The sequence below is a fragment of the Paraburkholderia xenovorans genome, assembly GCF_046030735.1.
Lineage (GTDB): Bacteria > Pseudomonadota > Gammaproteobacteria > Burkholderiales > Burkholderiaceae > Paraburkholderia > Paraburkholderia xenovorans_A.
In genome coordinates, this window is record NZ_JAQQBV010000004.1 from 123,203 (window position 1) to 137,931 (window position 14,729).

General features: G+C 64.8%; 10 protein-coding genes. 5 read left to right on the forward strand and 5 right to left on the reverse strand.

The features are described 5' to 3' along the window. Nucleotides 1-2 precede the first annotated feature (2 nt). Nucleotides 3-692 (reverse strand): DUF2848 domain-containing protein, encoded by a 690-nt coding sequence (locus tag PQQ51_RS05250; protein ID WP_408495384.1) that lies wholly within the window; start codon nucleotides 690-692, stop codon nucleotides 3-5. Nucleotides 693-914: 222 nt separating this feature from the next. On the opposite strand from PQQ51_RS05250, the gene PQQ51_RS05255 reads away from it, so the two are divergent. From PQQ51_RS05255 to PQQ51_RS05265, 3 genes are all read left to right on the forward strand, one after another. Beyond that, on the forward strand, nucleotides 915-2,672 hold the full coding sequence (locus PQQ51_RS05255; RefSeq protein ID WP_408495385.1) for a cation:proton antiporter: 1,758 nt from the start codon (nucleotides 915-917) through the stop codon (nucleotides 2,670-2,672). Between the two features lie 128 nt (nucleotides 2,673-2,800). After that, nucleotides 2,801-4,303 carry a gamma-glutamyl-gamma-aminobutyrate hydrolase family protein gene (locus tag PQQ51_RS05260; protein WP_408495386.1) on the forward strand — a complete coding sequence of 501 codons (1,503 nt, stop codon included), beginning with the start codon at nucleotides 2,801-2,803 and terminating at the stop codon, nucleotides 4,301-4,303. Nucleotides 4,304-4,623: 320 nt separating this feature from the next. Beyond that, the gene (locus PQQ51_RS05265; protein ID WP_408495387.1) at nucleotides 4,624-5,238 is read left to right on the forward strand and encodes a DUF2968 domain-containing protein; all 615 of its coding nucleotides are present in this window, start codon (nucleotides 4,624-4,626) and stop codon (nucleotides 5,236-5,238) included. A gap of 96 nt (nucleotides 5,239-5,334) precedes the next feature. Here PQQ51_RS05265 and PQQ51_RS05270 read toward each other — a convergent pair whose 3' ends face one another. Beyond that, the gene (locus PQQ51_RS05270; protein WP_408495388.1) at nucleotides 5,335-5,874 is read right to left on the reverse strand and encodes a GNAT family N-acetyltransferase; all 540 of its coding nucleotides are present in this window, start codon (nucleotides 5,872-5,874) and stop codon (nucleotides 5,335-5,337) included. Nucleotides 5,875-6,181: 307 nt separating this feature from the next. Here PQQ51_RS05270 and PQQ51_RS05275 point away from each other — a divergent pair, with 307 nt between their 5' ends. Beyond that, entirely contained in the window at nucleotides 6,182-7,480 is a 1,299-nt protein-coding gene (locus tag PQQ51_RS05275; protein ID WP_408495390.1) for an MFS transporter, read from the forward strand. A 135-nt stretch (nucleotides 7,481-7,615) separates the two neighbouring features. On the opposite strand, the gene PQQ51_RS05280 is transcribed toward PQQ51_RS05275, so the two are convergent. Next, nucleotides 7,616-9,463: a tetratricopeptide repeat protein gene (locus PQQ51_RS05280; RefSeq protein WP_408495391.1), complete on the reverse strand. Its 1,848-nt coding sequence runs from the start codon at nucleotides 9,461-9,463 to the stop codon at nucleotides 7,616-7,618. A gap of 189 nt (nucleotides 9,464-9,652) precedes the next feature. On the opposite strand from PQQ51_RS05280, the gene PQQ51_RS05285 reads away from it, so the two are divergent. After that, nucleotides 9,653-11,377 carry an FAD-dependent monooxygenase gene (locus PQQ51_RS05285; RefSeq protein ID WP_408495392.1) on the forward strand — a complete coding sequence of 575 codons (1,725 nt, stop codon included), beginning with the start codon at nucleotides 9,653-9,655 and terminating at the stop codon, nucleotides 11,375-11,377. A 96-nt stretch (nucleotides 11,378-11,473) separates the two neighbouring features. Here the strand turns inward: PQQ51_RS05285 and PQQ51_RS05290 are convergent, their stop codons facing one another. Both PQQ51_RS05290 and fdhF read right to left on the reverse strand, forming a co-directional pair. Further along, nucleotides 11,474-11,725, reverse strand: a complete 252-nt coding sequence (locus tag PQQ51_RS05290) for a formate dehydrogenase subunit delta (protein ID WP_408495393.1) — start codon at nucleotides 11,723-11,725, stop codon at nucleotides 11,474-11,476. An 8-nt stretch (nucleotides 11,726-11,733) separates the two neighbouring features. Further along, complete coding sequence (gene fdhF, locus PQQ51_RS05295) at nucleotides 11,734-14,715, reverse strand: formate dehydrogenase subunit alpha (protein WP_408495394.1); 2,982 nt, start codon at nucleotides 14,713-14,715, stop codon at nucleotides 11,734-11,736. Nucleotides 14,716-14,729 lie beyond the last annotated feature (14 nt).

Here is a 14,729-nt window from a genome sequence, read left to right on the forward strand (position 1 = left end):
CCTCATTCGACGATAGGTAGCGCGCGCACGCGATACGCGTGGCGCAGCGTGCGGTTCAGCACGGGGTCGTGCAGTTCGAGTTCGAGCGCGTCGCCGTCGGCCATTCCGACGATGCCGCCCTGCACCGCGAGCGTGCCGCAGAACATCGCCGCGCCGGCTGCGAGCGGCGCGCGCTCGAGCAGATCGACGGCGGGCAGCAGCCCGGCGACGCTGCCTTGCTGATAGATCCGCCGTGCGCCGTCGTTCGTCACGGCGAATGCGCGCAGTTCGAGCTGATCCCAATGACCGGCGACGTCGTCGAAACGCCATGCGTCGCGCGCGACCGGCTTCGGGCAGACCTGTTTGGAGACGGTGACGCCGTATGCCTCGACTTCGCGGTCGGTGTGATCCGAGCCGATGCTGACGAGCAAGCCGGTGTTCGAGCGCACCAGCACGCATTCCGCTTCGCCGCTGGACTTCACGCCGACTACGTCGATCTGTTCGGCCTGCGTCAGCAGTTCCGCGCCGAGGCGGTAGAAGCACGGCGTGGTGGACGGCCGCTTCACGCCGAGTTCGGCCAGTTCGGCGATGTGATGCTCGATCGCCGCCTGATCGCGCCCGGCCCAGCCGGCAATCGTCAGACGGTCGATCTGGACGAGCTCCGCGGTGCTGTTGCCGGACCGCTCGACGACGTTGAAAGACACCTGCTGCATGACTTCGCTCCTTGGTAAATATTCCGTAAATATTATTGTGATATTTCACAGGCGTCCAGCGTGTCAAAAATGTTTTGGATAAGTCGAGGTGAAGGTGGGCGCGGACGGCCCTATGAAAACCCGGCAAAGCCCGTCCGCTGGCGGCGTGGCCCGCTGCGCCGCTTCATCCGCGTGGGTTACACTTCGTTTTTGAGACATTACTTTCTGTAAGGGACGCATCTTATGCATCATGGCCTCGGCTTCATTCAGGACCTGGCGGTCGTGATGGCGCTTGCCGGCGTCGTCACCGTGCTGTTCCATCGCCTGAAACAGCCGGTGGTGCTGGGCTACATCGCCGCCGGCGTGATCATCGGGCCGTACACGCCGCCGTTCCAGTTGATCCACGACGAACAGACCATCCAGACGCTCGGCGAGCTCGGCGTGGTGTTCCTGATGTTCTCGCTGGGACTCGAATTCAGTCTGCGCAAACTCTTCAAGGTGGGCGTGACGGCGATCGTCGCGGCGCTCTCCGAGATCGTGCTGATGCTGTGGATCGGTTACGAGATCGGCAGCGCGTTCGGCTGGAGTTCGATGGACTCGCTGTTCCTCGGCGCGATTCTCGCGATCTCGTCGACCACGATCATCGTCAAGGCGCTGTCGGATCTGGGGTTGAAGCGGGAAAGCTTTGCGCAACTCGTGTTCGGGATTCTGATCGTCGAGGACATTCTGGCGATCGCGATGCTCGTGCTGCTCTCGGGCATCGCGCAGACCGGGCAGTTGAGCGCGGGTGTCGCGGTCGTCACGCTCGGCAAGCTGCTGCTGTTCATGACGGTGTCGCTGGTGGTCGGCATCCTGCTCGTGCCGCGCGCGCTGAATTACGTGGCGAAAGCGAAGAGCGACGAGATGCTGCTGGTGTCGGTGCTCGGCTTCTGTTTCGGCTTCTGTCTGCTGGTCGTCAAGCTCGACTACAGCATCGCGCTCGGCGCGTTCCTGATCGGCGCGATCATGGCCGAATCGCGCCATCTGCGCCGGATCGAGCATCTGATCGCGCCGCTGCGCGACGCGTTCTCCGCGATCTTCTTCGTGACGATCGGGCTGATGCTGAACCCCGCGGTGCTGGTCGACTACGCGTGGCCGATTGCGGTGATCACGGTGGCGGTGATCGTCGGCAAGATCGTGTCGTGTGGGCTCGGCACGTTTCTCGCGGGTAAGGATGGGCGCACCGCGATGCGGGTCGGCATGACGGTGTCGCAGATCGGCGAGTTCTCGTTCATCATCGCGTCGCTCGGCCTCACGCTGAAGGTGACGAGCGCGTTTCTGTATCCGATTGCGGTCGCCGTGTCGGCGTTGACCACGCTGTTCACGCCGTATCTGATCCAGGCCGCCGATCCGCTGACGCGGCGGCTCGGCAAGGCGATGCCGCGCACGCTGGTCAACGTCTTCGGCACCTATGGGCAGTGGCTGCGCAGTCTGAGCACCGGAACCGGCGAGCCGACGCTGTTCAGCATGACGCGGCGGATCATCGTGCAGATTGCGGTCAATCTCGCGCTGGTGGCGGCGATTTTCCTGATCGTGTCGTATAGCGCGCCGTACACCAGCGATTTCCTGGCACGCTGGCTCAAGTCCGAGCCGATGCAGCGCGTGGTGCTGTGGAGTGTGGCGCTGGTCGTGTCGATGCCGTTCCTCGTGGCGGTCTACCGCAAGACCAAGTCGCTCGCGCTGCTGCTCGCCGAAGTAAGCGTGCAGCCGGCGACGGCGGGGCGCTTCACCAGCGCGATCCGTTATGCGATCTCCGATCTGGTGCCGGTTGTCTCGATGGTCGGCGTGTTTCTGCTGGTCGCCGCGCTCTCGGGCAGTATTCTGCCGCCCACCGGTCTGCTGACGGTCGTGCTGATCTGCGCGGCGCTCCTGCTCGCGCTGCTGTGGCGCTGGTGCGTGAAAATCCACGCGACCATGCAGATCGCGTTGCGTGAAACTTTCGAGGAACAGCCGGATCCTTGAGTCAGATGGGTTTGCGCACAATGGCGCAACAATGTGAGCAATTGTGTGCGGGTTTGCGGCGCTTCCCCCGCTAGCGGATAATCAGGGCATATTCATTCGTTCGCGTGGAAGGCGCCTGTCTGACAGTCATGAGCGAAAACAAACCTGAAAACGCCGGCCAGCCCGGCAACTCGTCCCCTACGCCCACGGGGTCTCCGGCGCCCGACATCACGCCCGGCGCGCCGAAGTCCGGCACCGTGCCGCCGGATCCTGTCGTTTCATTACCCCCGTCTCACGAAGATTCCATCCAATCGCCGGTCAAGGATACGGTCGCGTCGTCTGCGGAAGAAGCGGCAGTGCGCTCGTCGACCGACGACCCGGACAGCGCGTCCGCAGTGACGCCGGTCGATCCGCAAACAGCGCGCCAACGCGACGCTGCCGAGGCGCGCAGCTCCGCTGCGGCGTCTACCGCGAAGCAGGAGACGGCGGCGCGTGAGCAGGATGCGCGTGAGGCCGCGCGTGGGGCGGCGCGTGTTAGTCCGCGTATGACCGCCGATGTGACCGATGTTCATCCGGTCTCGCATGTAATGACGCCTGAGACCGGCGAACCGAGCGTCGGCGAAGTCACAGCCGTTGCCGACGACACTCCCGCGCAGCAGGAAGCCGCGGCGTCGAAAGCGCGCCCGTCCGGCTCGCCGCCGCCGGGCTTCGGCGCCGCGCCGGATTTCTCGGCGACCAATCCGCCGCCGCCTAACGCATTGCCACCGTCGCCGCCGCGTTATCTGAAGCAGAACGATTCCGCATGGACTGTGTTCGGCCGGATCATCGCGGCGCGGGCCCGGCAGATCTTCGACCGAGCCGGGCAGCGGATCACGCAGCGCACGTTGCGCATCGGCGTGTCGGCGCGGATCTTCCATCCCGAGCCGGGGGCGAAGGGGCTGCGCGGCAAGACGCTGCAGTATCTGGAGGAATCGATCGCGCACTGGGTGATGTCGCGCGACGTGCTGGTGTTCATGATCCCGACCGTCGGTCATCAGGGGATGCTGCATCCGAGCAACATCCGCCTGCGCGATTACGCGAAGCATCTCGACGGCCTGCTGCTGCAAGGCGGCGCCGACGTGTCGCCGCAGTCTTACGCGGAACAGGCGAGCAGCCCCGAATGGCCGGGCGACCGCGTGCGCGACATGTACGAGCTCGAGCTGCTGCATGAATTCATCGAGTCGGGCAAGCCGGTGCTCGGCGTGTGCCGTGGCTGCCAACTGATCAACGTGGCGTTCGGCGGCACCTTGTATCAGGACATCGCCACCGATGTACCGACCGCCGGCGCGCACGTGAACGAAAACTACGACCAGCATCGGCACGGGATTCATTTCCCCGACGGCTCGACCCTCAAGAACATGTTCCCGGGCCACCGCGATGCGATCGTCAACTCGATTCACCATCAGGCGGTCAAGACGCTGGGCCGCGATCTGAACATCGAGGCGGTGTCGGCTTCGGACGGCATCATCGAGGCGGTGCGCTATCGGCGCGCGCCGTTCGTGATGGGCGTGCAATGGCATCCGGAGTTTCATCGCGCGGGCGGTGCCGAATTGCTCGATTGCACGCCGCTGCTCGACACCTTCCTGCGGGTGGCGCGCGAAACGCGGTTCTGATTCTTCCGGTTTGTGTGTTCATGCGTGTTCATGCGCGAGGTGGCGTCCGGCTAACAGGCGTGCCTCGCGTAGTCATTTTTTCTCTTGGTCTTTGTCGTTGTCATTGCTTCGTGAGAGCCGCGGTGGTTCGCGCGCGGCTCGGTTTCATCCTGTTGCGGGTATCGTCAGTAATACGAGATAAACGCGTCTGCTTAACCGAATTCACGATCTTCGATTTATCTCGATTTAAAGTGCTTCCGCAACGTACCTGAATGCTTCGCTTCACTGCTGATCCGCGCGATAATCCGCGGCTATTCTGGATTTGCATGGAGCATGTACGTATGAAGTACCCCTTACTAGTACGGCGCGCCGTGCTACTCGCTGCCTCGTGCGCGATATTGCAGCATGGCGGTTCCGTGCTGGCCGCGCCTGAAAGCGAAGCCGCGCAAGGCGATGTCGCCGAACTGATGCAGATGATCCACGATACGAAGCTGAGCGAACTGCGCACCACGTATAACGGCAGCTATGGCGCGAGCCTGTTCTTCTATCCGCAGGACATGACGTACTACGTCGCGCTGTTTCAGGACAAGCATTTCTGGCGGGTCATCAAGACCGAAGACATGAGCCGCGCTGAAACGATCTACGCGGACTTCGCGCAGCAAACGGTGCAACTCGCGGATGTCGAAATTCGCCGCACGCAATTGCGCGCGCAAAACGCTTATATCGCGGACATCATCGCGTTATCCGCGGACCGGGCGAAGCGCCTGCAGGCCGACCTCGACGTCGCGCGCACGCAGCAGGCGAGGGCCGACGACTACCAGCGGCAGACTCAAGGCGAAGCCGCGGCGTTGCATGCGGACAAGGAGCGGGCGCAGGCGCAACTGCGTCAGGTGCAGGGTGAGGTGATGCAGTTGCAGCGGCAGACCGAGTTCGGCTTGCCGACTACGCCGAAGTAGCGTCGAGTTCGCGAAAAGGTCCAGCAACATATGAACCGTGCGCCGAAGCGTGCGCGGCGGTCCGGCGATCTGCGCCCGCGCCGGACCGGACACAACTCATCCGTGCCGATCGTCCGGATCCATCCGGTACACGTAACGCAACGCAGTGATGTCCACGCCGCCCATATGATCGGGCTCGGCGCCGACGAACCGCCAGCCTTGCCGTTCATAGAAGCGGATAGCCGGCGTATTGCCTTCGAGCACGTAGAGGTACAACTTCGTCTCGCCTTGCTCGCGTGCCCAGTCTTCGGCGGCGCGCATCAGCAGCTTGCCCGCGCCGATGCCCTGGTGCTGCGGCAGCGCGTGCAGGTTGTCGAGCAGTACGCCCCACGCGGAGTCGGGTTGCCGTTCGACGCAGACGAAACCGACCGGCTCGTCCTCCAGTTCCGCGATCAGCACGATGCGGCGCTCGCCGCCCGGCGCGCGCAGACGCGCGTCCCAATAAGCGGCGCGTTCCCGCGTGACTTCGCGGTCGAGAAACGAGTCGGGCAGCAGGCCGCGATAAGTGGCCTGCCAGCTTGTGCTGTGGATCGAGGCGATCAGCGCGGCATCGGCGGCGCTCGCGGGGCGCAACGACAGAGCGCGGGTGGTGTGCATCGGAGAAGTGCTCGACGGAAAGTGCCTGGCTGCAAAGTCTATCGTGACGGGCCGTGCAGCGACGTCTGTAATGAAACTGTAGGGAATACGCGACAGCGCCATCACCGGTAACATTACGTGGAGCCGGCCCAGCACGGTTCACCACGTTTACCCTGATACCCCGCCAATACGTTCGGCATGAAAATGCAGCGCCCCCCGGCGCGATCAAATGGATGCCGCCTGCGGCATCCGCTTGCCGAACGCAGTGGATCGTTTCAACTGCCTGAGCGCTGCGTTCGTCGTGGCGATGGGCTCATCAGAGAATGTCATGTCTACTGCGTCACACGCTACCTCGTCCGAGGAATCCAAAGTCAAGACAGTCTTCCGCGTGGTCAGCGGCAACTTTCTTGAGATGTACGATTTCATGGTCTACGGCTACTACGCCTCGGCGATCGCCAAGACCTACTTCCCTAGCGGTAACGAATTCGCGTCGCTGATGCTGTCGCTGTCGGTGTTCGGCGCGGGCTTCCTGGTGCGACCGCTCGGCGCGATCGTGCTCGGCGCCTACATCGACCATCACGGCCGGCGCAAAGGCCTGATCCTCACGCTCGGTTTGATGGCGCTCGGCACGCTCGCGGTGGCGGCGATTCCAGGCTACGCGACCATCGGCGTACTCGCGCCGGTGCTGGTGCTGTTCGGGCGATTGTTGCAAGGGTTCTCCGCCGGGGTCGAACTGGGTGGCGTGTCCGTGTATCTGTCGGAAATCGCGACCAAGGGCAACAAAGGCTTCTATTGCGCATGGCAATCGGGTAGCCAGCAGGTTGCCGTGGTGTTCGCCGCGCTGATCGGCGTGCTGCTCAACAAGTGGCTGCCGGCCGACCAGATGGGGGCATGGGGCTGGCGCGTGCCGTTCCTGATCGGCTGTCTGATCGTGCCGTTCCTGTTCCTGATCCGCCGTTCGCTGCAGGAAACCGAGGAGTTCAAGGCGCGCAAGCATCACCCGGCCATGGGCGAGATCCTGAAGACGATGGCCGCCAACTGGGGCATCGTGCTGGGCGGCATGGGCATGGTGATCATGACCACCGTGTCGTTCTACATGATCACGGCCTACACGCCGACCTTCGGCAAGGAAGTGCTGAAGCTGTCGTCGATCGATACGCTGGTCGTCACCGTGTGTATCGGTCTGTCGAACCTGCTCTGGCTGCCGCTCGCGGGCGCATTGTCCGACCGGATCGGCCGTCGTCCGGTGCTGATCGCGTTCACGATCCTCACCATCATCACCGCGTACCCGGCGCTGCAATGGCTGGTCGCGGAACCGTCGTTCGCGCGTCTGCTGGCGGTCGAACTGTGGCTGTCGTTCCTGTACGGCTCCTATAACGGCGCGATGGTGGTGGCGCTTACCGAAGTGATGCCGGTCGAAGTGCGCACCGCCGGCTTCTCGCTGGCCTATAGCCTCGCGACGACGATCGGCGGTTTCACGCCGGCCATCTCGACGCTGCTGATCCACACCACCGGCAACAAGGCAGCGCCTGGCCTGTTCCTCGGCGTGGCGGCGATCTGCGGTTTGATCGCGACGCTGGTGCTGTATCGCACGCCGGAATCGCGCAATCAGTATCGGGCGGCATAGTGCGTTCGGTCGTTGCCTGACGTTTTGTGCTTGTCCGGTCAGGGCAAGCGGATTGACAAAAAACCCCCGCGTTCTCACGAACGCGGGGGTTTTTTATTGCAGCGCGGCGAAGACAACTGTTTTCGCTGCCGCACGCTACCCGCGCCGCAATTCGTTCGCCACCGTCTCGACCACCGCGTCCCACGCGCCGGGTTGCGTCTGACGTACCAGTGTCGCGCCCGGATACCAGATGCTGCGCGTCTCGCCGGCGAACCAGCGCCAGTCCGCGGCGAACGGCAGCATCAGCCACAGCGGTTTTCTGAGCGCGCCGGCGAGGTGGGCAATCGACGTATCGATCGACACCACCGCATCGAGCCGTTCGACGATCGCCGCGGTGTCCGCGAAATCGCCGATCCGTTTGTCGAAGCGATGAATCGACCCGGCGTGCGGATGCGCATCGAGCGCCGCGCGCTCGGCCGAGCTCAACTCGGGCTGCAGCACGATCCAGTCGATGCCGTCGAGCGCGAACAGCGGAGCGAGCGTGGCGAGCGGCATCGAACGGTTTTCGTTCTGCTGGATGCGGCCCGACCATGCAATACCGATCTTGCGTTTCGCGTGACCGCCCAGCGAGCCGCGCCATTTGCGGCCGTAGGCGGCCGGCACGCTGAGGTACGGTGTGCGCGCTGGAATCGTGTCGTAGGTCGTGCCGAGCGCGAGCGGCAAGCTCAGCAACGGGCATTGCACGTCGGCTGCCGGACGCGGCGCGCCCTGGGCGATCAGCGTCACGCGCCACGCCTGCGCGGCGGGCGCAAGCAGCGGCACCAGTTGCGGCTGCACTTCCAGCACGACGCGTGCCGCGCGCTGCGCAGCGAGAGGGACGAAGCGCACGAACTGCAGCGTGTCGCCGAAACCCTGCTCGGCGTGGATGAACAGCGTGCGCTGTTCGATCGGCTCGCCGTGCCAGCGCGGCAGTGTCTGCACGACCGGCTGGGCCATGGTTTGCAGCCGCCATTCGTACTCGGGCAGCCCGCGCGCGAAATCGCGCAGGGCGAGCCACGCCAGCGCGCGGTTCATGTGTGCGGACGGAAGGTCGGGGCGCAAGCGCAGCGCCTGATCGAACGCGCGGACCGCCGCGGTATGCGCGCCCAGCGCCTGGTGCGTGGTGCCGAGACTCAGCCACGCGACCGCGAATTGCGGGTCTAGCCCGACGGCGCGCTCGAAGTAGGGCAGCGCCTGGGCGTGACGTCCCAATGCGGCCAGCGCATTGCCGAGACCGAAGATCGCCGGCGGCAGATTCGGTTGCAGCGCGAGCGCCGCCTGGAACGAAGCGACCGCTTCGTCGTGGCGGCCAGTGGCGTCGAGCGTATTGGCGAGATTGAAGTGCGCGGCGACGAAGCGGCGCTCGGCGGCCAGCGCGGCCTGGAAGCACGGAATCGCCTCGTCCGCGCGATCGAGCGCATTCAGCGACATGCCCATGTTGTTGAGCGCGCCCGCATGCCCGGGGCGCAATTCGAGCGCGCGCTGGAACGACGCGATCGCGTCGGTATGACGGCCGAGCGCATGCAGCGCGTTGCCGAGATTGTTGTGCGACGATGCGTCGTTCGGTTGCAGGCGCAACGACTTCTCGAACGCGTCGGCGGCGTCTTCGTGACGGCCGAGTGTCGCGTATGCATTGCCGAGGTTGTAATGCGCCATCGGGAACGACGGCGCGAGCGTCAGCGCATTGCGGAACTGTTCGATGGCGTCGTCGACCTGGCCCAGCGCTTTCAGTGCATTGCCCAGATTCAGCTGCAGCGCGGCGTCTTCCGGGCGCAGATTCACCGCGCGCCGCACCAGCTCGGCGGCTTCGGCGTGCTGGCCCTGCTGGTGGCGCAGAACGCCCAGCAGGTGCAGCGCGTCGACGTGCGCGGGATTGCTGTCGAGCGTTGCGCGGTAGTCGCGTTCGGCGTCGTCGAGGCGGCCGTCGCGATGCGCCGCGTAAGCGCGATCAAATACTGGTTGCATGACGCTGGGATGGCAGTTCGGTGAGGCGAAGGCCGCATTTTCCCACACTCGCCGGTTCGCACCCGGATTCGGCCGGGCGCGGGGCCGGCACCAATGACGCCGCGAATCACGTCGCGATTGATGCGGCGCACCGTAGCACCGGATTTCGGCGGCGTACACTAGAACGCACTGTTGCCTCCGGAGTTCTGCATGGACGCTGCTTCGCATGATGCGTCGCCGGTGCTGATCGTCGGCGCGGGTCCGACCGGGCTCGCCGCGGCGATGAGTCTCGCGCGTGCCCACATCCCCGTGCGACTGATCGACAAGGCGCTGCAACCGAACCCGTATTCGCGGGCCATCGGCATTCAGGCGCGCACGCTCGAACTGCTCGAGCAGCATCGCCTGATCGGGCCGTTTCTCGAGCTCGGTCATCGCGCGCGGATCGCCAATCTTTTTTCCAACGGCATGCGTCTCGCGCAGCTCGATTTCGATCCGCTGCATACGCGTTATCCGTATCTGCTGTTTATCGAGCAGTCCGTCACCGAGCGTCTTTTGACCGAGCACCTCGCGACACTCGGCGTGAGTATCGAACGCGGCGTCGAACTGACGATGTTTTCGCAGGGCTCGGCCGGCATTCAGGCGACGCTGCGCCGCGCGGACGGCCATACCGAGACGATGCATCCGTCATACATGATCGCCGCCGACGGCGCGCATAGCGCGATCCGTCACCGGTTGGGGTTGAGCTTCGCCGGCAAGACGTTCGAGCAGACCTTCCTGCTCGCCGATCTGCATGCCGAAACCGATTGGCCCGACGACGAGTTCCATATCTTCGCGTCCGGCGAGGGTCTTGTTGCGCTGTTTCCGATGGGCCACGGGCGGCACCGGCTGATTGCCGATCAGCCGATCCCGCCTGCCGCCATGGGCGCGCCGCTCGCCGCCGCGGTACCTGGCGAGCCGCCGTCGAACACGGCGCCGCCACCGTCGCTCGACGAATGCCGTGCCTTGATCGCGCGACGCGTGCAGGAACGGGTCGACGTGTCGGACCTTGCGTGGTCGTCGTACTTTCATCTGAACAGCCGGATGGTGGAGAAGCTGCGTGTCGGCCGCATTTTCCTCGCCGGCGACGCCGCGCACGTGCACAGCCCGGCCGGTGCGCAAGGGATGAATACCGGTATCCAGGAAGCGTTCAATCTCGGCTGGAAGCTCGCCCGCGTGCTGAAGGGCGCGGCGCCGGACCGCCTGCTCGACACGTATCACGCGGAACGTCATCCGATCGAGCGCGACGTGCTGCGTCAAACCGGCTTCATCACGCAGATGGCCGAGGCCGACCACGGTCCGCTCAAGCTGCTGCGCGAACGCGTGATGCCGGTGCTGGCGGCGCTCGGCCCGTTGCGCGACGCGGCGCGTCTGACCATCAGCGAATTGGCGATCCAGTACCGGCGCAGTCCGTTGACGCTCGAGCGGGTGCTCGACGGCGGTCCGCGTGCCGGCGAACGCGCGCCGGATGCGCTGGTGCACGTGGTGGATGGACCGTTGGGCCGCGCGCCGGGTGTCGGCTGTATTTTCGATCTGCACGATCCCGCGTTTTTCTCGCTGTTCGTACTCGTGCCGCCGCTGCCCGTCGACCAGACTCCGCTCGATCCCGCCGCGAATCACGCGCCGCCGCCGGACGCGGAACTGGACCGTCTGGCGGAGGAAGTGGAGAAGTTGTTGCCGGCCGCGGTACGCATCTGGCGCGTGACCGATACGACGGGCGAGGGCGGCCCGTCGTTGAGCGAGTCGTATGGGCGCACGCGGCCTTCGTTCTATCTGGTGCGGCCGGACGGCTACATCAGCGCGCGCGGGCGCACTGGGTCGGATCTGCACGGCTTGCTGCGGCACTGCGAGTCGTGGTTCTCGGTCGGCGGCACGTTTGCGGAGCCGGTCGCGCTGTAATCGACAATCGACGCTGTCAATGAAAACGGCCGCCTGACGTTGCACACGTCAGGCGGCCGCGTGGCGTAAGCGGAATGCCAACGCCTATACCGACGCCTACACCGTAGCCGGCGCCGTCGGCGTAAGACTCTCGCGATGCTTGAGCACCGCCTCGCGCACGATGCCCGACATCGCGACGCCGCCCGCGTCCGGCTGGTCGAGCGATTTCAGCAACGCGCGCCGCATGCGCGGCTCCCAGAAGCGGCGGATGTGATCGGCGATACCGTCGAGCGCTTCGTCGCGATCCGGCATCGAATCGAAAAAGTCGCCGATCCGGTTCGCCATGTCGATCAGGTTCTGCGTGTCCATGGCTCGCCTCACTTACCCGAAGTCGTGTTCGCCAGTTCGCGCTTCTTCAACAGATCGAGCTGCTCGGTGTTGAAGCGCGAGTAGTCTTTCTGCCATTGCGACGGCTGTTCGACCGGCATCACCTGCACTGCGGTCACCTTGTACTCGGGGCAATTCGTCGCCCAGTCGGAACTGTCGGTGGTGATCACGTTCGCGCCCGATTCGGGGAAGTGGAACGTCGTATAGACGACGCCCGGCTGCATGCGCTCGGTCACCTTCGCGCGCAACACGGTTTGCCCCGCGCGCGATTCGATGCCGACCCAGTCATCCATCTTGATGCCGCGATCTTCCGCATCGTGCGGATGAATCTCCAGGCGGTCTTCGTCGTGCCAGCGCGAGTTCTCGGTACGGCGTGTTTGCGCGCCGACGTTGTACTGCGACAGGATGCGGCCCGTGGTGAGCAGCAGCGGGAATTTGCGCGTGACTTTTTCCGGCGTCGCGATGAACTTCGTGATCACGAACTTGCCCTTGCCGCGCACGAACGCGTCGATGTGCATGGTCGGCGTGCCGTTCGGCGCATGCTCGTTGCACGGCCACTGAATGCTGCCGAGTTCGTCGAGTTTCCTGTACGACACGCCGTGGAACGTCGGCGTGAGGCGCGCGATCTCATCCATGATCTGCGACGGGTGCGTGTAGTCCATTTCGTAACCGAGCGCGCGGGCGAGCAGCACCGTGACTTCCCAGTCGGCGTAGCCCGGAATCGGCGGCATCACCTTGCGCACGCGCGAGATGCGGCGCTCGGCATTGGTGAAGGTGCCGTCCTTTTCGAGGAACGACGAACCCGGCAGCAGCACGTGCGCGTACTTCGCGGTCTCGTTGAGGAAAATGTCCTGCACGACGATGCATTCCATCGACGACAACGCCGCCGCCACATGATGCGTGTTCGGATCGGACTGGACGATGTCTTCGCCCTGGCAATAAAGACCCATGAAGCTGCCGTCGAGCGCCGCTTCGAACATGTTCGGAATGCGCAGGCCGGGCTCGGGTTGCAGCGTGACGTTCCACGCATCCTCGAACAGCGCGCGCGTGACCGGATCGCTGATGTGACGATAGCCCGGCAGTTCGTGCGGGAACGAGCCCATGTCGCACGAACCCTGCACGTTGTTCTGGCCGCGCAGCGGATTCACGCCCACGCCTTCACGGCCGATGTTGCCCGTCGCCATCGCGAGGTTGGCGATGCCCATCACCGTGGTCGAGCCTTGCGCATGTTCGGTGACGCCGAGGCCGTAGTAGATTGCCGCGTTGCCGCCGGTCGCGTAGATGCGGGCGGCTTCGCGCACCGCTTGAGCGGGCACGCCGCTCAGCGCTTCGGTCGCCTCCGGCGCGTTCTCCGGCAGCGCGACGAAATCGCGCCATTGCGCGAACGCTTGCGTGTCGCAGCGCTCGGCGATGAACGCTTCGTTCAGCAACCCTTCGGTGACGATCACATGGGCCAGCGCGTTCACGACGGCCACGTTGGTGCCCGGCCGCAATTGCAGATGGTGCGACGCCTTCACGTGCGCGGTATCGACGATATCGATGCGGCGCGGGTCGACGACGATCAGCTTCGCGCCCTGCCGCACGCGACGTTTCAGGCGTGAGCCGAACACCGGATGGCCGTCGGTCGGATTCGCGCCGATCACCATGATCACGTCGGCTTTGTCGACCGATGCGAAGGTCTGCGTGCCGGCCGATTCGCCGAGCGTCGTTTTCAGTCCGTAGCCGGTCGGCGAGTGGCACACGCGCGCGCAGGTGTCGACGTTGTTGTTGCCGAACGCGGCGCGCACGAGTTTCTGCACCAGATAGGTTTCTTCGTTCGTGCAACGCGACGACGTAATGCCGCCGATCGAATCGCGGCCGTGCTTTGCCTGGATGCGGCGGAATTCGGATGCCGCATAACTGAGCGCTTCTTCCCAGCTCACTTCGCGCCACGGGTCGGTGATCTTTGCGCGGATCATCGGCTTCGTGATGCGGTCCTTGTGCGTCGCGTAGCCCCATGCGAAGCGGCCCTTCACGCATGCGTGGCCTTCGTTCGCCTGGCCGTTCTTGTGCGGCACCATCCGCACGACCTGGTTGCCCTTCATCTCCGCCTTGAACGAGCAGCCGACGCCGCAATACGCGCACGTGGTGACGACCGAATGCTCGGCCTGGCCGAGCATGATGACGGTCTTTTCCTGCAACGTCGCGGTCGGGCACGCGGCGACGCACGCGCCGCACGACACGCATTCCGATTCCATGAACGGCTGGTTTTCGCTCGCGGCGACGCGCGATTCGAAACCGCGTCCGGCGATCGTCAGCGCGAACGTGCCTTGCGTTTCTTCGCATGCGCGCACGCAGCGATTGCAGACGATGCACTTCGACGCGTCGTACGTGAAGTACGGATTCGATTCGTCTTTCTTGTCCTTCAGGTGATTCGCGCCGTCGAAGCCGTAACGCACTTCGCGCAAGCCGGTCACCCCCGCCATGTCCTGCAGTTCGCAGTCGCCGTTGGCGGGGCAGGTCAGGCAGTCGAGCGGGTGATCGGAGATGTACAGCTCCATCACGTTGCGACGCAACGATTGCAGACGGTCGGTTTGCGTGCGCACTTTCATCCCGGCTTCGACCGGCGTCGTGCACGACGCCGGATAGCCGCGTTTGCCTTCGATTTCGACGAGGCACAAACGGCACGAGCCGAACGGTTCGAGCGAATCGGTCGCGCACAGCTTCGGCACGTTGACGCCGGCTTCGACCGCGGCGCGCATCACCGACGTGCCGGCCGGCACCGTCACCGGCAGGCCGTCGATTTCGAGCGTGACGTCGATGTCGGCGTGACGTTCGGGCGTGCCGTAGTCGGTGTCGTCGAAGGAGCGGGGTGTCTTTTCGCGCGCTTGCGCCTGCGCTTGTGATTTGCAGGCGCAGTTGCCGGAGCCGCAGCCGCCCGCCACAGGGACTTGCTGCGTGGCGCTAGCGGGGGAGTTGAGCATGTCGGACATGTGAGGCTCCTGGG